Origin of the sequence: Lentzea sp. CC55, assembly GCF_021056325.1 — a bacterium.
In the GTDB taxonomy this organism is placed as follows: Bacteria; Actinomycetota; Actinomycetes; order Mycobacteriales; family Pseudonocardiaceae; genus Lentzea; species Lentzea jiangxiensis.
Window position 1 is genome coordinate 140,710 of sequence record NZ_JAJCXE010000019.1, and the last position, 22,966, is coordinate 163,675.

The window sequence follows — 22,966 nt, forward strand, 5'->3', positions numbered from 1 at the left end:
TGCGAAACCCCATATCACTTGGTCATCCTCGGCCACCCGTCATACGGGCGGCCGGTTCGACGAGGCTGGGCTTGAGGCATCGCGCCCAGTGCGACCCGCTTGCCGTGCGGATGCTGCGCCGTTCGTTGGCCGATGACCTGCCTGCCGGGCAGGACAGGAAACATTTCGAGCGTGCGTTCGACATCCTCCTGTCTGTGCAAGGCCAGCCCCGACGGAACTGGATCAGGCCGCCGTTCGCGTGAAGGCGCGTTTCGGGTCTGGGGAATCCGCGCCGTTGGGAGGTTCCACTTTCGGACCACCGCCAACATTCGCACGATGACCACCATCTGCACAGTCACCACCGCCACGACTTCGGGGGACAGGTGCAGGGTGAACCCAAGTCCTACGAAGATCCCACCACCGAACGCAGGCAACGCGTAGATCTCCTTGTGCAGCATCGTCGGCACTCTCATGACCAGGACCTCGCGCATCAGGCCACCACCGACAGCATTGATCATGCCGATGATGCCGGCCACGTAGACCGGCGTACCGTGCTCCATCGCCCTGGTCGCGCCGGTGATGGTGAACATGGCCAGTCCGACCGCGTCGCAGAACTGCGCGGGCATGTCGAACCGGCACAGCCGCGGGTACCAGAGGACCACAATCGCCGCTATCACCAAGCTGGCCACGAAGTACCACGCCGTCAGCAACCCGATCGGTGGCTCAACCCCGAGGAGGACGTCCCGCAGCACGCCACCGCCGATCGCGGTGAGGATCGCCGCCGTGCCGATTCCGAACAGGTCCAGACGCGACCGTGCAGCATCCATGGCGCCCGCGAGCGCGAAAGCCAAGATGCCCAAAACTTCCATGACCACGAACACAGCTCGACCCCAAGACGTCCGAGAATGCGGAAGTTAGCGAAAGCAGATCAGGATCCGACGGCAATCTCTCCATACGCCAACAGTGTGGCCACAGCGCGCAGCCTTACGGGCAGTTTTACTCTCCCCCGCCCGTGCGGGGGGCGACTACATGATCCGCAGCAACCATGAGTTGTCGCGCGGCACACGCTTCAGTTCCGCGAATTCTCGCGGTTCTTGCGGTAGCTGGAGAAAAGTGAGATACCGCTAGCGACGGCAATCATCCCGAAAACGGCACTGATGTAGGAGCTCAGGCCGAAGGCTTGAGTGGCGACGTTGGCCACGATGCTGCTGACCAGGAGCGCCACGAGCAGCGCTCGGGTGCGAGTGGGCGAGGAGTTCAGTTCCTTGTTCATGACAAGAAACTTAGTTGTGCACGACAGCGTCGGCCATACCGCAGGCTTCCGGCTGTCAGGTAGTGCAGGCTGTACTCGATCCCGTGAACTGGTGCGATGGTTTCGCTTCCGATGCCTGGAGCGTCTGTGAAGCCGCACTTGGACTGAACCGGTCAGGTCGAGGCCGGTGCGGATGACGTGTCTCTCGGCGCGGACCTGCGGGCGGACAGGCGGTCCAGGTTGGCAGAGACGCCGGTGAGTACACCTCTTTTACCTCGTACATCGTCGCTTTCCCAGGTGAGGGAACGGACTGCTGAGCCCGTCGGTCATCGCCTGAAGTCAGTGACTCCTGCGTTTGGCGCAGGATGAGTTCGAAGCAGAGCTGCTCGGGTCGCTCGGGAGTGGTCGCCACGGCGATGGAGATCGGTGCGGCAGCGAATGGTGAGCGTGGGGAGGTGTGATATGTCGAGGTCTCCATGGAACGTGCTGGCCAGCAGCTAGGTGCCGTTGCGCTTCGCGCAGGTCCACTTGTGTGCTGTCACTTTGCCTGCCCACCCAGCAGCCGCCCTTGGTTCGGTACAGCAGGTTGTACCTCGTCTTGGGATTGGCCCATGCCCCTTTGCCCAGACACAAGCGCGACCAGATCGCCTCCGTGATGCTGCCCAGCCTCATTGGCGTGAAGTTTCCGCCGGCCTCCACCTGCTTCGAAAGCTCGTTCGCCGCAGCAGGATGAACGGTTCGATGTGGACGATAGCGGGTCGAACAAGCAGGGGTGCTGGCGCTGACGAACTGTTGTGTCTCTGCTTTGCCGCTGAGGGTCAGCAGCAAGCGTTGGACTGGGCGAGGACGATGTTCTCCGCCTGTGCCGTGGTGCACTGGATCAACCGGATCTTGAGACCGTGGCGGCTGATGTCACACCGATGGCGTCCGTGTTCGTCGGGTCCGGGGCGACGTCGGCGCCGCGGAGCGGACAGGTGCAGCCTGCGCTACCAAGAACCGCCCGCAGCCTGGGTCGTTTCGGCCGACGGGCGACATTACGGTTCCCGTCCTGGGAATCGAAGAACAGGACCTCGGGATATTGTGATGTCAATCCATAATGTACAGACTCATGGATCTTCTGGTGTGGGCGTTGCCAACCCCGCGTCGGCGGTGCGGGTACAGGGCCTGAAGAAGGTCTACGGCACGGAACTGCAAGCGGTGACTGCACTTGCGGGCGTCGACGCGATGTTCGAGCGGGGCACTTTCACCGCGGTGATGGGGCCGTCCGGTTCGGGCAAGAGCACGTTGCTGCAGACCGCGGCGGGGCTGGACCAGCCGACCGGCGGCCAGGTGTGGGTCGGTGACACGGAGTTGTCGCGACTGTCCGAGACGGATCTGACGAAGCTGCGGCGGTCGAAGATCGGGTTTGTTTTCCAGGCGTTCAACCTCATCGGAGCGTTGACGGTGCAGGAGAACATCGTGTTGCCGTTGCAGTTGTCGGGAAAACGTGCCGATGCCACGTGGGTGCGGCAGGTCGTCGACCGGGTCGGGTTGACCGAGCGGCTGGCGCACCGGCCGTCGGAGCTGTCCGGCGGTCAGCAGCAGCGGGTCGCGATCGCGCGGGCGTTGGCGACGCGCCCCGAGGTCATCTTCTGCGACGAACCGACCGGTGCGCTGGACACTCAGACCGCGGGCGAGGTGCTGAGCCTGCTGCGTTCGGTGGTGGACGAGGCGGGACAGACGGTGATCATGGTGACGCACGACCCGGTGGCGGCGTCGTACGCGGATCGTGTGATGGTGCTGGCCGACGGCCGGATCGTGCACGACATGCCGCAGCCGGGTGCGGAGCGCATCGCGGAGCACCTGGCGTCGCTGGGTCGTCGCCCTCGCGTGACGCAGGAGCGCTGACCGATGCTGAAGCTGGCCGCGAAGATGCTGCGCTACCGCAAGGGCAGTGCGGTCGCCACCCTGCTGGCCTTGACGGCCGGAGTGGTGCTCTTGATGTCGTTCGGACTTCTGGTGGAGTCCGGCATGCGGTTCGAGGCCGCGCCGAAGCGCTACGCCGCAACAGACGTCGTTGTCGCCCATCGCGACATCACCCTCACGACGACCGGTGAGGAGCAGGTCACCGTAGAGCTGCCTGAAGGGGGCACCGTCCCGGCCTCGATGGTCGAACGGCTCCGGCAGGTATCGGGTGTGGCCACGGTCGTGGGGGACACGTCGGTGACGGTGATCCTGGAGAACGGCGGGGCCACCGGGCACGGGTGGAGCAGCACGGCGCTCACTCCCTACCAGCTGGTCTCGGGTGCTGAACCGAAGACGGGCGAGGAAGTCGCGCTGGATGAACGCCTGGCCGGCTCGGTAGCGTCCGGCGACGAGGTCCCGATCCTGGTGGATGGGACGGCACGCGTCTACCGGATCAGTGGCCTCGTGCGCAATGCCGGCCCCCGGCCGGCCCCTGACGCGTTGCCTGCGGTGTTCTTCACCGACGAGCACGCGGCGGCCGTGTACCCGCGGCAGGGCCGGGTCGACGCTGTCGGCGTCATCGCTGAGCCAGGTGCCGACAGCGCCGCACTGGTCGCCGACGTACGCGAGTTGGCCACCGAGGCCGGAGTCAAGGCTTACGCCGGCGCCGAGCGCGGGGTGCTGGAACAGTCCGCGGATGCGGCGGCAGGCCGGATGCTGGTCCAGCTCGGCACTGTCTTCGGCGGGTACGTGGCGCTGCTGGTGATGTTCGTCGTGGCCGGAACCATCGGCCTCGCGGTCCGGCACCGGCGACGCGATCTCGCCTTGCTCCGGGCAGTCGCCGCCACCCCTGGCCAGATCACCCGGTTGGTCCTCATCGAGGTGGGGCTGCTCAGTCTGCTGTCGGTCGTGATCGGCGTGCCCTCGGGCTGGTTCGCCATCCGATGGCTGCGCGGGGAACTGGTCGACCACAAGTTCATCCCGGACACGTTCCCGTTTGGCGGCGGTGTGCTGACCTCGGTCGCGGTGGTGGTGGCGACGATAGCGGTGGCGGTGGGCGCCGCGCTGATCGCCGCCCGTCGGACGGTGCTGATCCGCCCGACGGAGGCGCTCGGTGAGATCGCTGTGGAACCCCGCCGCAACAGCAAGATCCGCTTGTTCTCCGGGTTCGTCGCCTTGGCCGGTGGCATTTTCCTGACCACCCTCACCACTGCGCTGAAGGGGAACGCTGCCCTCGGCACCGCGATAGGCGTGTTGTTCGTACTCGTCCTCGCGGTCGCCCTGCTCGCCCCCTGGATCAACCGGGTGGCCGCCCGGCTGCTCGGTCCGGTGCTGCGCGCGGTGTGGGGCGACAGCGGTTACCTCGCCGCGGCGAACCTGCGCGCCAATGCCCAGAGCATGGTCACCGTGCTGACCGCGCTGGTGCTGTCGGTTGGCCTCGGTGGCTCGATCTGGTTCATCCAGGACAACCAGCAACGAGCGGCCGTTGCGCAGAGCCGTGACGGGATGCGAGCCCAAACCGCCATGATCTCCGCTGCGGGTCTGCCTGACTCCGCCCTCGCGGAAATCCGCGGGATTCCCGGTGTGGTGGCCGCCACCGGAGTGCGCAACACCTCGATCATCCCCGCCGGGGGAGAGGAGGCCAGCGACGTGCAGGCGATCGATCCGGACGGCGCCGAGCTCACGATGGACCTCAGGGTCCGCAGCGGCAGCTTGGCCGACCTGCGCGGCCCCGCCATGGCGGTGTCGACCTTGCAAGCCGATTCCAGCGGCTGGGAGATCGGCGAGCAGGTCGAGGTGCGGCTCGGCGACGGCACACCGGCCACCCTGCGCATCGTCGCGATCTACGACCGGGGCATGGGCTTCGCCGCCGCTACCGTCGCCAAGGACCTCATCGCGGGCCACACCGCCTCCACCGGCTACGAGCGGATCCTCGTGCGCAGCGAACCGGGCACCGACATCACCACCGCCCTGGCCGACGTCGCCGATCGGCACCCCGGCAGCACCGTGACGAGCACGGCCGGCCTCACCGACCAGCTCGCCGACGACCTGGAGCTGGGATCCTGGTTGAACAAGCTGCTGGTCGGCATCATGGTCGGCTACGCCGCCTTGGCCGCCGCCAACATCATGGTCATGGCAGCCCTCACCCGTGGCCGTGAACTGGCTCTGTTGCGCTTGGTCGGCGTCACCCGCAAGCAGGTGAAGAGAATGGTTCACGCGGAACAGACCGGCCTGCTCGGCGTTTCCCTGCTGATCGGTGGAGCCATCGCCGCGATCACATTGGTGTCGGTTGTCCGCACTCTCACCGGGCAAAGCGTTCCTCATGTCCCTCCGCTGGGATGGGTGTTCATCGTCGGTGGCACGACGCTACTGGCCCTGCTCACCACCGTCCTGCCCATCGCGAGACTGCTCCGGATCCCGCCGATCGCCGGTATCGGCGTCAAGGAGTAACGATCGCCTGGGGCAGCAGACCGTCGCGATCCGGTTGACCGACAACCGAAGGGCGTCCTCGCAGTGCGGACGGCCTTCGGTTGTCGTCAAGCGTCTGGACGAAGTGGACGTTGACGACGGTGTTCGAAGCCCCTGCGCCACAGGCCCAAGTCGTTCGACTCACCGCCCGCTCCGATTTCGCTCCGCGTCCGCGATCGGTGTGGAGCTCGGTTCGCAATCGCAGCAACGGAGCCAATCGCTCGGCCAGGACAGCGCAGCCACGTCTTCATGCTCCGAGGTGCTTCGAGCCAGTCGGCTCAAGACCGGAGAGGCAACGGCCGATCGCTGCGGCGTAACGCCGCTCTGCGCTCGTCGCGGTGGCCGACGAACCGTCGTTACTTCGGTCCGGTGCCCTCGAGGTAGCGCAGGACCGCGGTGACGCGCCGGTCGGCCCGGTCGTCGGGGGCGAGGTCGAGTTTCGCGAAGATGCTGCGGATGTGCTTGTGCACTCCGCCTTCGGTGATGACGAGCTTCTCGGCGATGGCGGTGTTGCCGAGTCCCTGGGCCATGAGCGCGAGCACGTCGCGTTCCCTGGGGCTCAGCCGGCTCAGCGCGCTGGTGTGCGGGTTGCGGGCCAGCAGCTTACCCACCACCTCGGGGTCCACGGCGGTGCCGCCGCCGGCCACTCGGTGCAGCGCGGTCATGAACTCGTCGACCCGCCCTACTCGTTCCTTCAGCATGTAGCCGAGCCGGCCGGCGCCAGCGGCCAGCAGCTCGGTGGCGAACGTCTGCTCCACATATGCCGAGAGCACGAGCACCGCGAGACCCGGCTGCCGGCGGCGGGCCTCGACGGCCGCCACGATGCCCTCGTCGGTGTGAGTTGGCGGCATCCGCACGTCGACGATGGCAACGTCCGGCTCGTGTTCGGCCACCGCGGTCAGGAACGACCCCGGCGTGTCCGCGGTGGCCACCACGTCGAGCGACTCGGCGCGCAACAACAGTGCCAAACCCTCACGCAGCAACGCGTCGTCCTCGGCGATCACGATCCGCACGGCAACTCCACTCGCATCGTCGTCGGCCCGCCGGCCGGGCTGTCCAGGGTGAAACGCCCGTCGTAGGCCTCGATCCGCCGGCGGATACCGGCCAGACCCGACCCTTTGCTTTCGTCCGCGCCCCCTTGGCCGTCGTCGCTGATCTGCAGCGCCAGACGGTTGCCCTGCCTGGCCACTTCAACCACGGCGTTCGCGGCGCCGCTGTGCTTGGTCACGTTGGACAGGGCCTCGGCGATCACGAAGTAGGCGGTGGCCTCGACGGAGGCGGCGCACCGGCCCGGTACGTCCACCACCAACTCACACGGCACGCCGCAGCTGCTCGCGAGGCCGTCCAGCGCACCGGCGAGCCCTCGGTCGGCCAGCACCGGAGGCAGGATGCTGCGCGCCACCGCACGCAGCTCGGAAAGCGCCTGTTCGGCAGCATCCTGAGCTCGGTCCAGCGCGGCATGGGCCGCGGCGGGGTCGCGGTCCACGGCCCGCCGAACGGCGCCGAGCAGCACATTCACCGCGACGAGCCGGTTCTGCGTGCCGTCGTGCAGTGACCGCTCGATGCGGCGCAACTCGGCGGCGTGCGCGTCGAGAGCGGCGGCACGGGTAGCGGTCAACTCGACGACCCGCAACGAGAGGTCGGCGCCCGCGGGAGGTGCCAGCAGGTGCCGGCCCGGCCACTCCTGTGCTCGGACGAGCGCAGGCCCGAGCGTGATGATGAAGGCGCCGCAGAGCACGCCGGTGGCCCCGACGGCCAAAGGACCCGTGATGGTCCAGAAGAGGAAGCTGGGGGAGTTGTCCTCGGGCGGCAGCAGGTGGTACCAGAACGGGTACGTCGTGTTTTGCAGCATCACGACCGGCAACGAGAGCCCGATGAACCCGGCGGCGAAGCCGGCTGTGGCGTGCAGCAGCAGCCATGCCAGCTCACGTCGCACCGTCACGTCGCGCAGCGCGGCGCGCACCTGGTGCGGCACGGGGCCGGGGCCGAGAACATCGAGCCGGACCCGTTCCCGGTCCGCGACCGCCCGCAGCACACGCAAGGCGGAGGGCACCAGGAGGATGCCGGCACCGACGCAGCTGAGCAGCACGACCACGCCGATCCAGACGAGGACGGCCATTGCGAGCAACGCCGTGCCCAGGCCACCTATCAGGCGCGCAACGGCATCGAGCGACGCCCACGCGCGCCGCCACACCCGTGTCATTCCGCCTCCCGAGCCCTGGACCCTATCCGACCAGCACAACTCCACATCGGATCGAGTTGACCTGCCCACCATCGCTCGTCGAGAGGTCGGACGGACGTGCTCAGCCGTCGACGCCTGGCGCCGAACAATCGCGAGCCGCATGAAATCGTTGATTCCAAGGCAGAACGTAATGTCGTCCGCAGGTCAGAGCGACCCAGGCTGCAGGTGGTTCTCGGTAGCGCAGGCTGTACCTTTCGCTCCGCGGCTGCGATGCCCGAGTCCCTCTCCGCGCACAGCGATACAAGTGCGAGAAAGTCCGCGGCTCGAGCCGACCTATCGGTCGTCCGGCCCGGACGCGAGCGGTCGGACGCGGGAGAACATCTCCACATCGGACCATCGCCCACCCACGGCCTGCCAGTTGCGCAGCAGGCCTTCCCGAACGAACCCTGCGCTGAGCGCCACTTGCTTCGACGGTTCGTTCCACGGCTCGATGCGCCGGCTGCCGAGCCGGTCGAACGCCCAGTGGGAAAGCGCGGTCACGGCCTCGCGGGCCACACCTCGGCCGCGCGCCGACGGCAGAACCCAACAGCCGAGCCCGACCCGGCCGAGGTCGAGATCGCGCAGGCGGAGGCTGATGTGTCCGACGACTGTGTCGGTGACGCGGTCCGCGATCGCGCGTGGCACCGTGATTCCGTCGGCCGGCAGCTCCGTCATCCGGTGCAGGAAGCCATGTCCCGCTTCGGTCGTGTACGTGGCCGGAACCGTCGTGATTGATGTGATGCAAGAGTCGGTCGCGGCCTCAGCCAGCACACCCAGGTCACTCTCCCGCCACGGCCGCAGCTCGAACCGTTCGGTCGCTACCTCAACGGTCGCCAAGTCCACAGTCTGCAACACGCACCTCCTCCCTCGACGCCTCGCAACGGCGACATCCAGCGTGTGGTGGTACCCGGAAGATCTTCCCGCCGAGAGCTGCGCATCATCTGTCATTGCTGTCAACCAGCGGTGCCCTCGCGTGAGCCGACGAAGGCGGCAAAACCGCGGCATCGGTCTCAAGGAACGAGCACGATCTTGCCGAAGGCGGCACCGGACTCGAGTTTGTCATGCGCGTGCGCTGCGGCTGCGAGAGGAAACGTTCCATCGATCAGACTGGCAACGGTTTTGCCGGCGACGAGTTCCAAAAGCTTCTCCATGCGTGCGCGGAGTTCTGCACGGCTGATCGAGGAGAGGCTGAGCATGAGCAGGGCCGGGGATGCCGTGAACCGGCCGAGCAAGGTCGAGCCGAAGTCCGGCGTGGGGAAACCCGCCACTCCTCCGCACAGCACGTACCGGCCGTTGGGAGCCAGTTTCTCCAGGAAGCGATCGAACTCCGGGCCGCCGACCGGGTCGATGATGATGTCGTATTCCTCGTACGCTTGGGCGTCGGCAAGACGGTTCACGACAGTCGACGCCCCCAGCGCCGCCAGCCGTTCACCGCGAAGTGCGGAGCTCGTCACTGCCGTCACAGCGGCCCCGAGGTGGATGCCCAGCAGGGTCGCCATCAGCCCGACTCCACCTCCGGCACCACGGACCAAAACCTTGTCCGCCTTGCGTACCCCGGCACGTTCGAGCGACGTCAGAGCGGTCAACGCGGTGAACCCCAGCGCGACCGCTTCCGCTTCACCGACCTGGTCGGGAAGAGCCACGACAGCCTCGACGTCTGCCGCGACCAGTTCGGCATAGCCGCCACCGGTCTGGTCCAGCATCGCGTAGACGCGGCGGCCGACCCACGCGTCGTCGACGTCCCCACCGGTCGCCACGACGACACCGGCCACCTCAAGGCCTGGTACGGAACCGGGAGAACCACCGAACTCACCTCGGCGGGACATGACGTCGACGTGTCCCACACCGGCCGCCTTGACTTCGACCAGCACTTCTCCCGCTTGCGGCCGGGGATCGGGGAGGTCGGCGAGGACGAGGTTCTCCGCGCCTCCAAATGCCTTCAGAACAACGGCCTTCATGATCAGCGTTTCTCCTCGGTGGGACTGCGTCCGATTGGATCGCAGTTCCACTGTATGAGGCTTGGATCAGCACACACTATGCTCATATGTACCGCATTTTTGCGCGATTGTGCCTATGCTGCCGGTGTGGACGTGTTCAGCGATGTGATCGGCAGCATCCGGGCCGGGCGGCCGGCGTTCTGTCGCACTTCCGGCAGCGGCGCTTGGGGGCGGAGCTTCGACGCCTTCACCGGGGCCGGCTTCCACGTGCTGCTCCGTGGTGCGTGTTGGCTTCTGCTGCCCGGTCAGGCACCGTTGGCGCTCAGTCCAGGCGACGTGGTGCTCCTGCCGCACGGCACTGGGCACGGGTTGAGCGAGCGACCGGATCGACCACTGGCCGATCTGCCGAGGGAGGAAAGACTCCCCTCGGGAGCCAATTTGCGAGCGGAAGTGCCGATCGACCCCGCGGAGGCGCACGCGGACATGGTGTGCGGCGCCTACGAGTTGCAGCTCCGGCCGCTGCACCCGTTCCTGCGGGCGCTGCCGGACGTCGTCCACGTGCCTGCGCGGGCCGGCCGGCACCCGGCGCTACGCGCGGCGGTCGACCTCCTGGCCGCCGATGTGGTGGACGCACTCCCCGGTGCTGACGCGGCGGTGCCCGCGCTCATCGACCTGGTGGTGATCTACACGCTCCGTGCGTGGCTGCAGGAGGAGCCCGAGCGCACAGCCAACACCGGCTGGTGGGCCGCGCTGGCTGACCCCGCGATCGCCGAGGCGCTTCAGCACATGCACCGGGAACCCAGTCGCAAGTGGACAGTGCAGGAGCTCGGTGAGACGGTCGGCCTGTCCCGAACCGCGTTCACCCGGAGGTTCACCTCCATGGTTGGACAGCCTCCGCTGGTCTACCTGACGAACTGGAGGTTGGGCATGGCCGCTCAACTGCTGCGGGAAACCGATAGTCCCATCGCCCTCATCGCGGGTCAGGTCGGCTACCGGTCCGAGTTCGCCTTCGCCAACGCCTTTCGCAGAGCGTTCGGCGTGCCCCCTGGGCGGTTCCGACGCGCTGAGCTACCCGTCGGCCGCCGCAGTGAGAGCCATGGGAAGGCCGGCGCCATCGCATCCGTCGGGTAAGTCCTCCCGCTTGTGGCAGCACCACGGCTTCTGCCGACGAGGACGTCTCACAGCCCAGCGGAATGACACCTCTGGTCACGGTAGACCCGCCTGGCAGACTGACGATCTTCGTCGTGCCAGCGAACGCGGGGCGACCCTGCGGCTGGATACCGGGCAGTCCGGCGCCGTGCGCGTCGTCGGCGCCACGATGACCGTCGTCGTGACCGTCACGACGGGTGCGCCGTCCTCGACACACAGGTTCACGGTGATGTGGCCGGCCGGCTCCCACGAGCGCAGGTTGAAGAGGGTTCCGAACACCATGCGATCACCGATGGCGGCGGCATCCCACTGGCCGTGCTGCTGACCGGCGGCAGCCGGACGTGACCTTGCACAGAGCATCTGACGGACATGGCTTTGCACCCGGCAAGAAACCGCCACTTCGCGGCCAAGATCAGTGGGGAAAGGGGCAACCTCGGCGATCACGCCAGGCGTTCGAGCCCACGAAGTTGACCGGACGGCTCCGTGCCGGAGTGCGAGCGACTCATCCCGCCCGGTTGACCGGTGGGACGCCGGTGAAGGTGAGGCTGCCGGGAATGGCGGCGAACGCCGCGAGCGTGTCCGTGGCGAGATGCTCAACGGTGAGGTCTTGTGGCCGGTCTGCCCAGGTCTCCAGCGCGCGGTGGAACGCGGCGACGAAGATGTCCAGCGCCAGTCGGGGACGCAGGTCGTGGGGGTCGAGCCCGAATCTGCGGTGCAGGACGTCGAGGGCGGCGCGGACGGTGACGCCGCAGAAGTACAGGCAGTGCGCCTCGATCGCCGGAGTCCTGCCGGCAAGCCGCGTGCAGGACAGCAGCCGGTGCGCCCAGTCGCCGGTGTTCATGGTCCGCATCGCGGCGAGCACGGCGTCTTGCAGCACGATTCGGCAACGAGGACTGTCCCGCTCTGCGCGATACCCGCTGGCTGCGCGACAACCGTCCGGTCCGGACGGCGCCGTCGCGAGCCACCGGAAACCGTCCAAGGCTGTGTCGAGCCGGACCCTGTCCGATCAGCGCAACTCCACATCGGACCGAGTCGACCTGTCCACCGACGCCCACCAATTAGGACAAAAGAATCTTTCGCTTGGTGGTGCCACCACTACCTCGGTCGTTCAGCAAGCTGGATTGTCCACTCGGGAGGAGATGAGGAGCCTGGAGTCAGTCGGCACAGCAAGACCGACGTCCGTGGAACCCAGGAGTTGTCTGCCTTGTTCACATCCTCTTCCCAGCGATATCGACCTTCTTCCTCGGGGTGCCGCCGCATGGCCACCATGACGGCGGCGGCGGTCGCTGCGGGCGGTCTCGCGTTCGCCGGCCCGGTCCCAGCCGCCCAAGCCGAGCCCCGCCGCGACGCGGTACAGCAGAGCATCGACAAGGTCGTCGGTGTCGACCGGCACCCAGGAGCGCTGGCCGCGGTCCGGGACCGGCACGGCCGGACCCGCCACTACACGGCGGGAACCGGCGACCTGCGGACCGGCGAGCAGGTGCCGGTGAACGGCAGGGTGAGGATCGGCAGCGCGAGCAAGATGTTCGCCTCCGTGGTCGTGCTGCAGCTCGTCGGGGAGGGCAGGCTGGAGCTCGACGCATCGATCGAGAAGTATGTGCCGGGCCTGGTGCGGGCCAAGGGTGTGGACGCCTCCAAGATCACGGTTCGCCAGCTGCTGCAGCACAACAGCGGCCTGCCGGACTACACGGAGACGATGTTCGCGCCCTTGGGCGACTTCTTCCCGTACCGGCACGTCTACCTCGAACCGCGCGAACTGCTCGACCTGGCGAACGCCAGGGAGGACGGCGAGCCCTCTGGCGGCGGTTGGTCCTACAGCAACACGAACTACGTCCTGGCCGGGCTGATCGCCCAGCGGGTCACCGGTCGCCCGTTCAACGAACTGGTGACCACCAGGGTCATCGAGCGGCTCGGTCTGCGCGACACGTACGCGCCCGAGGTCGGCGAGCAGGACATCCGTGGCCGGCACCCCCAGGGCTACCAGCGCAACCCGACGACCAAGGAGCTGTTCGACTTCACCCGCATGGACCCGAGCTGGGGCTGGGCAGCCGGCCAGCTGGTCTCCACCCCTGGCGACATCAACACCTTCCTGCGCGCGTTGCTGGACGGCAAGCTTCTCGAACCGGCCCAGCTGGCCCAGATGCGCACCACCATCCCGACGGACCCGGAGTCGGGCCAGGGCTACGGACTCGGCATCTTCAGCATGCCGTTGAGCTGCGGGAAGGTCGCATGGGGTCACGGCGGCGACATCCCGGGCTACTCGACTCTCAACGCGGCCACCGATGACGGTCGCGCGGCGACGCTCACGGTCACCTCGCTCACCGGATCGGTGACCGACAAGTCCGTCGCCGCGGACCGGGGCGCGCTCATCGACGCCGCTCTCTGCGCGAACTGACCCCGGTGGAGAAGAGGTAGCTTCCGCGCTTGGCAAGCCACACAACGGCAAGGGCTCGGGCGGGTGCTCAACGCATCCACACCCGAGCCCTTGCCATACGTGTGTTTCCGGCGGGATCCGAGCGGTCGGGCGTCGACGGAGGTAGTGCTGGCTATACCAGAGTTGTGCAGCGCAGGGGATCGTCGGGAGCCGGAGGCGCGGCAACACTATGGGTGTCAGTGCACACCGTCCAATTTGGAGAGTGTCCTTTGTTGAAAGGTCTGAGTCGCTCGGCCGGAACCGGTCCGGGCCCGGCGCGTCGGCGTCGTGGTGTGGCCGTGGCGGCAATCGCGGCGGTGGCGGTTGCCGGTATCGCGGTGACCTCGACGGCCTCGGCGGATGCGTTGAAGGAGAGGTCAACGCCGGTTCACGACAAGTCGCTGCAGGCGGGCCTGGAGGAGTTGGTCAAGGACGGAACCCTGCCGGGGGCGCTGATGTCGGTGCGGAACCGGGACGGGCGGGTGGTGAACTACACCGCCGGGGTGGGGGACATCCGGACGAAGTCGAAGGTGCCGACGGACGGCTACGTGCGAATCGCCAGCAGCACCAAGATGTTCATCGCGGTGGCGGCCCTGCAGCTGGCCGGCGACGGCAAGCTCTCGCTGGACGACACGGTCGAGAAGTACTTGCCCGGTGTGGTGCGGGGTACCGGTGCCGGTGCGGCGATCGACGGCCGGAACATGACGATCAGGCAGCTGCTGAACCACACCAGCGGCATGACCCGCCAGATGCCTCTCATTCCCCAGGGAGGGATCCTGCCGATCAGGGACAGGTACTTCGAGGCGAGGGAGCTGTTGGATGCCGCGCTGGCCCAGGCCCCCACGTTCGCTCCCGGGCAGGACCGGGTGTGGAGCTACAGCAACGCCGGGTACGTGCTGCTGGGTCTCGTGGTGCAGAAAGCGGCTGGACGACCGCTCGCCGAGGTGATCACGAACCAGGTCATCAACCGTGCCGGGCTGAAGGAGACGTACTATCCCGGACCGGGCGACCGCGACATCCGTGCGCCCCACCCGCGGGGCTACCTGTTCGCCAAGGACGACAAGGGCAACCCGATCCTCGGTGAGCTGGTCGACATCACCCGGTTCGACCCGTCGATCGCCGGTGCCGCAGGGCAGATCATCGCGACCCCGAGTGACCTGAACAAGTTCCTGGTCGCCCTTCAGGACGGCCGGCTGCTCAAGCCCGGTCAGCTGGCGGAGATGCGTCAGACGGTCGAGGCCCCCGGCTTTCCCCCGGAGTGGCGCTACGGCCTGGGGACCATCGAGATGAAGCTCAGCTGCGGAGTCACCGCGTACGGCCACGGCGGCGACGCCGACGGCTTCCAGAGCCGCGCCGCGATCACCCCGGACGGCCGGGCGGTCACCGTCGTCGTGACGAACGACGAAGCCGGGGTGCCGGAAGTTCTCGCCCTCTTCGACAAGGCACTGTGCGCCACGAAGTAAAGCCGTCTTGTTTGGACACTCTCACCGGCCGGTGCGATGGAGCAACCACCGCACCGGCCGGTGAGTTTTGCCGGCACGACCCAACGATCTGACGACGCTCAGTCAGACCGGGACGACGCGCTTCGGCCCGCTGAGCGGTGTCAGCTGCTCCAGCGGCTGCGACATGTCAAGGGTTCGCAGGTTCAAATCCTGTCGTCCCGACGGTCTGGATCAGTCCGCTGATTCTGGGTGAAAGCCCAGGACAGCGGGCTTTTCGGACGTTCTTTTGAATCTTGAAGCGACTGTCTACAGTGGTCTGCAATGGCCGTTGACTCTGTGTCTGGGAGGATTTGGGAGAATCGGTTTGAGCGGGGCGAATTGGGGTCGCGTTGCCTAAATCGAATCGTGTCCTCCAATCGGGTGTTCTTCCAGGTGGTTCGACGTGTGGCGGCATCGTTCAAGCGGCACTGCGGGGCCTCGTCCAATGGGCAAGGGCACTTTCGGTGACGCTGCCGAGGTCGTCCAGTAGGACACCCCGTCGATCATTTCGGACCTGGCTCGAGTTCGTGTGGAACTGGTGGAGCATGCAGCCGCTGTCTCGTGTGCCTGCGGCGGGTATTGCAAACTTCTGAACGCCGGGTACTGCCGCATCTGCCTGGCCGCTCAACGATCAACGGTTTGGCTGACCTGTGCGGTCGGCGCAACGTACAGAAACCTCCAGGCGGTGCGGGGCAGTCGTGTTGGCCGCACCGCCTGGAGGTCTTCCATCCGGACCCTGCCGTCATCGCTGGTCTAATCCTGTACCGCAACGGCCGGTTCGGCTACTGATTCGATCAGGCCTGGCGGCGAGCCCGAGCGGTGATCAACGGATAGGAGTTGACCACGAAGCTCGGATCGTCGAGCAGCGTCCAGAACTCCTGCAGCGAATCCTGGGTGATGCCGGCGTCGAGGAGCTGGGCTGCGACCTGCTCCGTGTTCACGCGGTGCAGACTGGTGCCCGTGCTGCCACCCGACCATGATTCCGCGTAGGTCGTGGACGACACGTCCGCTAGCCCCGCCTTTGTCATGGCAGCTTGAACGTTGCGACCCCAAGCGACGTCCGCACCCGCTTCGCTCAGCAATTGCAGGACAGCACCGTGCACCTTGTTGAAGAGATCTCTCGCGGCGGCGTTTGGAGCGTCCAGAACGGGCGTCCACTCGCAGTCGAACTCCTCCAGAACGAGCCAGCCACCCGGCTTCAGGGCGGTCACCAGTCGTTCAAGAACCTGTTGGCGCTCCGGCAGGTGCAGGAGCACCAGTCTGGAGTGGATGAGATCGAACGAGGCCTCGGGAAGGTCGTCGTTGACGATGTCGTGGCGCTCGACCGTCAGATTCTCCCGTTCGCGACCTGGTGCCATTTTCGGTGCGATGTCGGTGAGTAACACGCTTCCGGTGGGGCCCACCGCGTCGGCCAGCCAAGTACCGAGCGAGCCGCCGCCACCGCCGACCTCCAAGCAGTTCCAGCCGACGCCGACGCCCAACCGCATCAGGTTGTCTTGCGTCACGTGGTCGTAGCAGGTCTCCAAGGCGGAGAACCGGTCGGGTGACTGGGCAGCGGTGTTGTCGAACAGGTACTCGGCCACTGTGGCTTTTCCTCTCTGAGATCCAAAGTAGAGCCGAATAGGGCGGCGGTCTTGCTCACAAAGACGCTCGTGTGGACTTGGCGTCGGTTGATGAGGTCGCTGGATCAGACCAGCGCGCGATCTCCAGACGAGACCGATGAGGTTGCGATGCACACAGGCCAGCTTCTTGTTGGTTTCTTCGAGTTCGCGTTCCGAGTGCGAACTCGCGGCGACCCTGGAGGCGATGTGCTGCATCGAGCCCCGGCTCCTTGATCGTGATGAACTCCTCGATCACGACGGTGTCGGGCGAGCACGACCCTGTCAGTTGGTCGATGGCGACCTTGACGGAGATGGCGACCTCGACGAGCACCTCGTCATGCCCTGGGGCCGGGACGGGTACTTCGCGCATGCCGAATTCCAGGGTGGCGAGGTCCAACTTTCCGGCGAGCACGGTCACGGTCACGTCGCTTGCACTCCCTCAGCTCAACCCGTGATCGGTATGCGGAACGCCCGTGTGCAAACAGATAGCAAAGTGAAGATGGCCGTGGACAACAATTTCGTGCACCGTTCCGTGTGATGGAACGGTAGGCTGTTTCGGCCGATCGCGGTCCGGAATATTCCGCATCGGCATTGCATAACCCGGCAGAGACCTGCCTTCCGCAGGATCTGCCGGATGTGGTGGTCGTGCGGGAGCGCACGTGGTCAGCCCGCGGTGCGGTCGGCGTCCGTCGGGGATCCTGTGACCGGAGCCGGCCCCGGCGAAGAACGCCGTGATTGCGGTGCTCGCCTCGAGGAATGCTCGGCGTGAGGCCGGCTGAACCGGCTTCCGGGTCTGGTCGAGCCGCTCACCTTCATGGCCTCTGACTCGGGGCACATGCCGATCGGTCCGATCGGCGACGGAAGGGCCAGATCCGAGGCATGGCCTACGTCGACCGAATTGCCACTCGAACGCGGGTGACGTCCTGCCGAAGGGAGTGCCATCTCATTCGCACTCGAACGGTCGCATCACCTGTGGTGAACACCGTTCTGGCGGCGGTGATGCGGTTTTTCGCGATGCGGGTTCGGTTCTGTTCCGGCTCCCGGAACGGACGGTTGCAGGCTGTGCAGTCGCTGAGTAGACGTAGTCGTCGTGCTTCCAGGACGCGTTCAGGGCAGGCATTGTCGGCTCGGGACAAGTCAACGCGGGACATCGATGCCGCGCCGGGGCAGCAACTGGTCCACCCACACGAAGCCGACCGACTTCCAGCTCATCTCGGGACAGCTGGCGGCGCCGTCCGACACAACCACCGACGCCGCAACCGGTTCCCGCACGCGTTGCGTGCTGGCCGGGTGAGCGGTTCCCCGACCGCGCAGCACGAGGCTCGTGAGAGGACCCGACCACGATGGTCGCTCCAAACAGGACAGACGCAGTCCAGTCGTCGCAGGCCCCCATCCGCCCGATCCCGTTCAAGTCCGTCGTGCCCGTGCCCGTGCCCGGGTGGGGGGAAATCCGTGTCCTCGTCGACGGACGCGCCAACGGCACCGTGCCGGGGTTCTCCCTGGCCGCCGGCGGGCTGGAGCTCCCGGCGAGCTTCCGCAGCGATCCGCAGCAGCACCCGGACAGCGACACGGTCCTGCTGTTCACCGCCGGCGGCCCAGTCCTCACCTACCACGGCGAAGACCTGTGCTCCTGGTCCATCCAGTGGCCTGGGGACCTTTTGGCAATCCCGCGGGGGACGCCCTACGTCGTCGACGTCCTGTCCGAGCACGCAGGCGCCACCGGCTATGTGGTGCGCTCCACCAGCAGCCTGCTCGTCGGCAACCTGGCCCGGCCGGATCTCGACCGCCGGGCTGCGGCCAAGGCCGACGCCGCCCGCGAGCACTGGAAGAACTGGACGCCCGCACCTGGCCGCTGCGCCGTGGTCCCGTTCGAGTCAGTCGACCCCGTCGTCACCCCGCAAGGCCACCGCATCCGGCCGCTCGTCGACGGACGACCTGGCGGCAACACGCCTGGGATGCGTTTCTCCGTCGGCGGACTGGAAGTGCCCGGCGCCTTCCTCGCCCACCCCCACCACCACCCCGAGACCCATGTCCTCGTGCTGCCCACCGAATGTCCCGTGGAAGGCGCACTCACCCTTCACGGGGAGCAGCTCGAACACGACGCCGTGCAGTACTCCGGCGACCTCCTTCCCATCCCGGCGGGACGCGAGTACGCGCACACCGTGCAGAACCTGAGCCTGACGGAGCCCATCGGACGCGTTTACGAGTTCCGGTCTCAGCCCTCGGTGCTCTGCGACAACCCCCGGCTCCCTGAGCTGCTCCCGATCGCTCGGCAACGGGGACGTGCGGCGCTCGAGCGTCTGCACGGCGTGGACGCGGTCGCCGAACAGTTGCGGCCGCGAACCCCGCTCAACCCCGCGCCGATCGCGGGAAGTGGTGCCGAAAGCGCTCGAAGTGCCCCCGCCGCCACTCGACAGCGCTGACCGCCGGGCTTGGTGAGCGGACCGCGCACCGGCACCAGGTCCAGCCCAGCCGGGTGGTCTTCGCGGCCGGATCCGGGACGGTGCCGGCGGCTGTGCTGTCGCGGAACCGGTGCGAAGAACCACACCGAAGCCCTTACACACCAACGCAACACCCGGTGCACCGAGACGTGGAGACCTCATGAACAGCAGTCGTGACAGCGAAGGAAGCACCAGGCGCCACAAGCAGTTCATCGGCGGCGAATGGCGCACCGGTTCGACCGACGAGGTTCTGGTGGACCGCAACCCGTTCGACGGGTCGACCATCGCGGAGTTCAACTGCGCGGGTGTCGCGGACGTCGACGAGGCGTACCGGGTCGCCCAGGGCGCCAGGTCCGAGTGGGACGGGGTGAGCCCTCACGCCAAGCGGGCGGTGTTCGAGCGGGCGGTCTCCTACGTCGAGGAGCACACGCCGGAGATCGTCGACATGATCATCGACGAGCTCGGGGGTACGCGGCTCAAGGCGCACTTCGAGATCGGCCTCGTGTTGGACGTGCTCAAGGAGGCCGGTACCTTCCCGCTGCGCATGGACGTGCGGATCCTCCCGTCCCCCAGTCCCGACCGGGAGAACCGGGTCCACCGGGAGCCGGTCGGTGTCGTCGGGGTCATCAGCCCGTTCAACTTCCCGTTCTTCCTCGGCATGAAGTCCGTCGCGCCCGCGCTCGCGGCGGGCAACGGTGTGGTGCTCAAGCCACACGAGGACACCCCGATCGTCGGCGGCACGCTGATCGCGGAGGTCTTCGAGGCTGCCGGTCTGCCCGCCGGCCTGCTCAACGTCGTGATCACGGAGATCGCGTTGATCGGTGACGCCTTCGTCGAACACCCCGTGCCGCGTGTCATCTCGTTCACCGGCTCGGACGCGGTGGGACGGCACGTCGCCGAGGTGGCGGTCCGCAACTTCAAGAAGCCGATCCTGGAACTGGGCGGCAACAGCGCCCTCATCGTCCTGGCGGACGCCGATCTGGAGGTGGCGGTGAACGCGGCCGTGTTCAGCCGCTTCACCCACCAGGGCCAGGTGTGCATGTCGGCCAGCAGGGTCCTCGTGCACCGCGAGGTGTTCGACGAGTTCGCCTCCCGGTACGTCGCGAAGGCCGAGTCGCTTCCGGTCGGCGACCCGCGCGACCCGGACACCGTCCTCGGCCCGCTGATCAACCAGCGGCAGGCCGACCGGCTGGCCGGGCAGGTCGAACAGGGCATCACCGAGGGCGCTCGGGTGCTGTTGCGCGGCAAGGTGGACGGCACGCTCTTCCACCCGACCGTGCTGACCGACGTCACGCCCGGGATGTCGGTGATGCAGGAGGAGCTGTTCGGCCCGGTCGCGTGCCTGGTGCCGTTCGACACCGAGGACGAGGCGGTGGCGATCGCCAACGACACCCGCTTCGGCCTGTCGGGCGCGGTCCACACCAGCGACCTCGACAAAGGCGTCGAGCTGGCCGGGCGCATCCACACCGGCATGGTCCACGTCAACGACTCGACCATCGCCGATGAGGCGACCGTCCCGTTCGGTGGTGAGAAGCAGTCCGGCCTCGGCCGCATGAACGGCGACTGGAGCCTGGACGCGTTCACGACACTGAAGTGGATCTCGGTCAACCGGGGCCGCGCCCGCTACCCCTACTGAGGCCCGGAGTCGTCGTCTGCTGTGGGTGACAGCACAGGCCGCCAGGCGTGTTCCGCTCGTGCGCGGACGCTCTTGTGGACGGTGTTGAGGTCTCCTTCCAGTGCGGCGGAGGCGGTTGGCCCTTGCGCGGTCTGCTGTCGGGAGCGGAAACCATCACCCGATGCGTCAAGGATTCCCAAGTGGACTTCGCTAGGCTTCCCGGCCACTTCCTCGTTCTCCAGGAGCTTGCGGCACAAGGAGAACGAATCCTGCACAGCTGAGCCCGGCTGCTAGCGTCGTTCGGGAGAAGCCGCCTTACCGGGCATGACCCGTTGCAGCCGAGAGGACATCCGAATGACGTCATCCGAAGACCTTGCGCGAGTGGTCGTCAGCCACCTGTCGGCCGCGCTCGACGTGCCTGTCGCCGAGATCGCCCTCGACGCGCAGCTCACCCACCTCGAGAACGCCAGCTCGCTGCGGCTGCTCACCGCGGTCAACGCCATCGAGGACGAGCTCGCCCTCGAACTGGACCCCGACGCCCTGGTGCGGGTGCGGACCGTGTCCGACCTCGCGGACCTGGTCGAAGCCGGGATCCGCACCTCCGGGACGCGGTGACCGCTTCGCACCCGGCACTAGTGGTCGTTCCGGACCGTGGAACGGAAATCGTCGGCATCGTGCGTCCTTTTCTACGGTGAACCGGAGGTCGCGGCCGCGCCGGCACATCGAGCCAGGTGGAGGAGAGTTCAGTGGGTCTGCAAGGCGATGCGGCGGTGCGTTTCGGTTCACGGGGCGGAAGGCCGGGACTTCGCTGGCTCGCGGAGACACGAGAACTGCGCACCATGGCGGACCTGCTGCCACTCCTCGCGGAGCGGACGGTGGGGGAGCTGGTCTTCCCGGACCTGAACACCTCGCTGGCCCACCGGGAGATTCCGGCGCGGGCCTACGGGGTCGCTGCGGAACTGCGCCGCGCGGGTCTGGATGACCGGCCCGACCAGCGGGTGGGGATCCTCGCCGCGACGTCGCCGGAGTTCGTCTTCGCGCTCTTCGGGGTGTTCGCCGCGAACGTCGCGGCGGTGCCGATTCCCGTGCCGTCGTTCGCAGGAGGACTCGAATCCGCTTTGGAGCGGATGGACGCACTGGTCCGCAGCGCGGACCTCCGGTGCATTCTGGTGGGGCCGCCGTTCGACGAGTTCGGCGCCGCCATGCAGGAGCGGTACCCGGACGTCGCGGTGGTGCGCATCGCCGACTGCGAACCGCTGTCCGAAGTCCCGCAGGCCGTGTTGCCGCAGCCGCAGGACCTGGCCGTGGTGCAGTTCAGCTCCGGGAGCACTTCTTCGCCCAAGGGGGCGATGATCGAACACAGTGCTCTGGTGGCCAGCGTGCTGGGCACCGCCGAGCGGGGCGGGGTGGAGGACGGGGACGCCGCGATGGTGTGGGTGCCGCTGTTCCACGACTTCGGGCTCGTCACGCTGCTGACCCACCTGGTGACCGCCAGCGACCTGCACATGTTCAGCCCCGTGACGTTCGTCCGGCGCACCGCGGAGACCATCCGGTACTTCGCCGACCAGCGCATCGCGTTCTTCACCGGCCCGAACTTCGCCTACGACCGCATCCTCGACGCGGCCGCGGCAGGGCGGCTCGACGGCATCGACCTCACCGGCTGGAAGGCCGCGATCAACGCCGGTGAACCCGTCGCCTCCTCGACGCTGCGCCGGTTCGACGAACTGCTCGGCCCGCTCGGCGCCGGACCGACCGTCATGACGCCGGGCTACGGTGCGGCGGAGTTCTGCGTGGGAATCTCGCTGCAGCCCGCAGGCCGTGTCGCGAAGGTCGTCCACGTCGACCGGGCGTCACTGCGGGACGGCGGCCGGGTGGTGATCCACAACGGCGCAGAGCCCGGTGCGGTGCCCGTCGTGTCGCAGGGGCCCGCGTTCCCCGGCGTCGAGTTCCGGATCAGCGACGGCGAAGGCCGGGTGCTGGACGAAGGGCACTTCGGCGAGATCGAAGCGCGGGGAGCGAACATGCTGCGCGGCTACCTCGACGACCGCGCCGCCACCGACGCCGCGATCCGGGACGGCTGGTTCCGCACGCAGGACACCGGATTCGTGCTCGGCGGCGAGCTCTACGTCTCCGGGCGGCGAAGTGACATGGTCGTGGTGGCCGGCCGGAACTTCCACGCTCACGACGTGGAGATGGCGATCCGCGACGTCGACGGTGTCTACCAGCGTCACGTGGTCGTCGTGGCGGACGTGTCCCGTGAACGCATGGTCGTCGTGGCGGAGACGCAGACCGACGCCCCGGCGGCCTTGATCGCCGGCATCCGTGCCCGGATCGCCGATGAGGTCGGACTGGCCGACGTCGACGTCCGGCTCGTCGAGCGGGGCTGGCTGCCGCGGACCAGCAGCGGGAAGTGGCGTCGTGGCGAGGTGCGCGAGCGGCTCTTCGCCGGCAGCGAGGCGTGAAC

Annotated in this window: 19 protein-coding genes and 1 tRNA gene; 10 read left to right on the forward strand and 10 right to left on the reverse strand. The window is 67.4% G+C overall.

Annotation, left to right across the window (positions count from 1 at the left end):
* Positions 1-14 precede the first annotated feature (14 nt).
* On the reverse strand, positions 15-860 hold the full coding sequence (locus tag L6E10_RS12370) for a trimeric intracellular cation channel family protein (protein WP_236219645.1): 846 nt from the start codon (positions 858-860) through the stop codon (positions 15-17).
* Between the two features lie 188 nt (positions 861-1,048).
* Positions 1,049-1,252 (reverse strand): hypothetical protein, encoded by a 204-nt coding sequence (locus L6E10_RS12375; RefSeq protein WP_236219646.1) that lies wholly within the window; start codon positions 1,250-1,252, stop codon positions 1,049-1,051.
* Positions 1,253-2,314: 1,062 nt separating this feature from the next.
* On the opposite strand from L6E10_RS12375, the gene L6E10_RS12380 reads away from it, so the two are divergent.
* Both L6E10_RS12380 and L6E10_RS12385 read left to right on the forward strand, forming a co-directional pair.
* On the forward strand, positions 2,315-3,118 hold the full coding sequence (locus tag L6E10_RS12380; protein WP_236220108.1) for an ABC transporter ATP-binding protein: 804 nt from the start codon (positions 2,315-2,317) through the stop codon (positions 3,116-3,118).
* A gap of 3 nt (positions 3,119-3,121) precedes the next feature.
* The gene (locus L6E10_RS12385) at positions 3,122-5,626 is read left to right on the forward strand and encodes an ABC transporter permease (RefSeq protein WP_236219647.1); all 2,505 of its coding nucleotides are present in this window, start codon (positions 3,122-3,124) and stop codon (positions 5,624-5,626) included.
* Between the two features lie 374 nt (positions 5,627-6,000).
* On the opposite strand, the gene L6E10_RS12390 is transcribed toward L6E10_RS12385, so the two are convergent.
* From L6E10_RS12390 to L6E10_RS12405, 4 genes are all read right to left on the reverse strand, one after another.
* The gene (locus L6E10_RS12390; RefSeq protein WP_236219648.1) at positions 6,001-6,657 is read right to left on the reverse strand and encodes a response regulator transcription factor; all 657 of its coding nucleotides are present in this window, start codon (positions 6,655-6,657) and stop codon (positions 6,001-6,003) included.
* On the reverse strand, positions 6,645-7,847 hold the full coding sequence (locus tag L6E10_RS12395) for a sensor histidine kinase (RefSeq protein ID WP_236219649.1): 1,203 nt from the start codon (positions 7,845-7,847) through the stop codon (positions 6,645-6,647). Before L6E10_RS12395 ends, L6E10_RS12390 begins: the two co-directional genes overlap by 13 nt.
* Positions 7,848-8,159: 312 nt before the next feature.
* Positions 8,160-8,702 carry a GNAT family N-acetyltransferase gene (locus L6E10_RS12400; RefSeq protein WP_236219650.1) on the reverse strand — a complete coding sequence of 181 codons (543 nt, stop codon included), beginning with the start codon at positions 8,700-8,702 and terminating at the stop codon, positions 8,160-8,162.
* 173 nt (positions 8,703-8,875) lie between these two features.
* A complete protein-coding gene (locus L6E10_RS12405) occupies positions 8,876-9,823 on the reverse strand; it encodes a zinc-binding dehydrogenase (protein WP_236219651.1) in 948 nt (315 codons plus the stop codon).
* Positions 9,824-9,949: 126 nt separating this feature from the next.
* Between L6E10_RS12405 and L6E10_RS12410 the strand changes: the two genes are divergently transcribed.
* Entirely contained in the window at positions 9,950-10,933 is a 984-nt protein-coding gene (locus tag L6E10_RS12410) for an AraC family transcriptional regulator (protein ID WP_236219652.1), read from the forward strand.
* Positions 10,934-11,008: 75 nt separating this feature from the next.
* Here L6E10_RS12410 and L6E10_RS12415 read toward each other — a convergent pair whose 3' ends face one another.
* Entirely contained in the window at positions 11,009-11,395 is a 387-nt protein-coding gene (locus L6E10_RS12415) for a hypothetical protein (protein WP_236219653.1), read from the reverse strand.
* A gap of 58 nt (positions 11,396-11,453) precedes the next feature.
* Positions 11,454-11,828 carry a hypothetical protein gene (locus L6E10_RS12420; protein WP_236219654.1) on the reverse strand — a complete coding sequence of 125 codons (375 nt, stop codon included), beginning with the start codon at positions 11,826-11,828 and terminating at the stop codon, positions 11,454-11,456.
* 381 nt (positions 11,829-12,209) lie between these two features.
* Between L6E10_RS12420 and L6E10_RS12425 the strand changes: the two genes are divergently transcribed.
* The 3 genes from L6E10_RS12425 (at position 12,210) to L6E10_RS12435 (ending at position 15,028) form a co-directional block, all read left to right on the forward strand.
* A complete protein-coding gene (locus L6E10_RS12425) occupies positions 12,210-13,346 on the forward strand; it encodes a serine hydrolase (protein WP_236219655.1) in 1,137 nt (378 codons plus the stop codon).
* Between the two features lie 317 nt (positions 13,347-13,663).
* On the forward strand, positions 13,664-14,827 hold the full coding sequence (locus L6E10_RS12430; RefSeq protein ID WP_236219656.1) for a serine hydrolase: 1,164 nt from the start codon (positions 13,664-13,666) through the stop codon (positions 14,825-14,827).
* Between the two features lie 108 nt (positions 14,828-14,935).
* Positions 14,936-15,028, forward strand: a tRNA-OTHER gene (locus L6E10_RS12435).
* A 611-nt stretch (positions 15,029-15,639) separates the two neighbouring features.
* Here the strand turns inward: L6E10_RS12435 and L6E10_RS12440 are convergent.
* A complete protein-coding gene (locus tag L6E10_RS12440) occupies positions 15,640-16,428 on the reverse strand; it encodes a methyltransferase (protein ID WP_236219657.1) in 789 nt (262 codons plus the stop codon).
* Positions 16,429-16,483: 55 nt separating this feature from the next.
* Complete coding sequence (locus tag L6E10_RS12445; RefSeq protein WP_236219658.1) at positions 16,484-16,870, reverse strand: hypothetical protein; 387 nt, start codon at positions 16,868-16,870, stop codon at positions 16,484-16,486.
* Positions 16,871-17,789: 919 nt separating this feature from the next.
* Between L6E10_RS12445 and L6E10_RS12450 the strand changes: the two genes are divergently transcribed.
* From L6E10_RS12450 to L6E10_RS12465, 4 genes are all read left to right on the forward strand, one after another.
* The gene (locus L6E10_RS12450; RefSeq protein ID WP_236219659.1) at positions 17,790-18,869 is read left to right on the forward strand and encodes a hypothetical protein; all 1,080 of its coding nucleotides are present in this window, start codon (positions 17,790-17,792) and stop codon (positions 18,867-18,869) included.
* A 178-nt stretch (positions 18,870-19,047) separates the two neighbouring features.
* A complete protein-coding gene (locus tag L6E10_RS12455; RefSeq protein ID WP_236219660.1) occupies positions 19,048-20,523 on the forward strand; it encodes an aldehyde dehydrogenase family protein in 1,476 nt (491 codons plus the stop codon).
* 333 nt (positions 20,524-20,856) lie between these two features.
* Positions 20,857-21,117 (forward strand): acyl carrier protein, encoded by a 261-nt coding sequence (locus L6E10_RS12460; protein ID WP_236219661.1) that lies wholly within the window; start codon positions 20,857-20,859, stop codon positions 21,115-21,117.
* Between the two features lie 224 nt (positions 21,118-21,341).
* Entirely contained in the window at positions 21,342-22,964 is a 1,623-nt protein-coding gene (locus L6E10_RS12465; RefSeq protein WP_236219662.1) for an AMP-binding protein, read from the forward strand.
* The last annotated feature ends 2 nt before the right edge of the window (positions 22,965-22,966 follow it).

Excerpts from the sequence above, each read along its gene's own strand:
- L6E10_RS12375 (WP_236219646.1), bottom strand. The coding sequence starts at position 1,252 with ATGAACAAGGAACTGAACTCCTCGCCCACTCGCACCCGAGCGCTGCTC.
- L6E10_RS12380 (WP_236220108.1), top strand. The coding sequence starts at position 2,315 with ATGTCAATCCATAATGTACAGACTCATGGATCTTCTGGTGTGGGCGTT.
- L6E10_RS12385 (WP_236219647.1), top strand. The coding sequence starts at position 3,122 with ATGCTGAAGCTGGCCGCGAAGATGCTGCGCTACCGCAAGGGCAGTGCG.
- L6E10_RS12395 (WP_236219649.1), bottom strand. The coding sequence starts at position 7,847 with ATGACACGGGTGTGGCGGCGCGCGTGGGCGTCGCTCGATGCCGTTGCG.
- L6E10_RS12405 (WP_236219651.1), bottom strand. The coding sequence starts at position 9,823 with ATGAAGGCCGTTGTTCTGAAGGCATTTGGAGGCGCGGAGAACCTCGTC.
- L6E10_RS12425 (WP_236219655.1), top strand. The coding sequence starts at position 12,210 with ATGGCCACCATGACGGCGGCGGCGGTCGCTGCGGGCGGTCTCGCGTTC.
- L6E10_RS12450 (WP_236219659.1), top strand. The coding sequence starts at position 17,790 with ATGGTCGCTCCAAACAGGACAGACGCAGTCCAGTCGTCGCAGGCCCCC.
- L6E10_RS12455 (WP_236219660.1), top strand. The coding sequence starts at position 19,048 with ATGAACAGCAGTCGTGACAGCGAAGGAAGCACCAGGCGCCACAAGCAG.
- L6E10_RS12460 (WP_236219661.1), top strand. The coding sequence starts at position 20,857 with ATGACGTCATCCGAAGACCTTGCGCGAGTGGTCGTCAGCCACCTGTCG.
- L6E10_RS12465 (WP_236219662.1), top strand. The coding sequence starts at position 21,342 with ATGGCGGACCTGCTGCCACTCCTCGCGGAGCGGACGGTGGGGGAGCTG.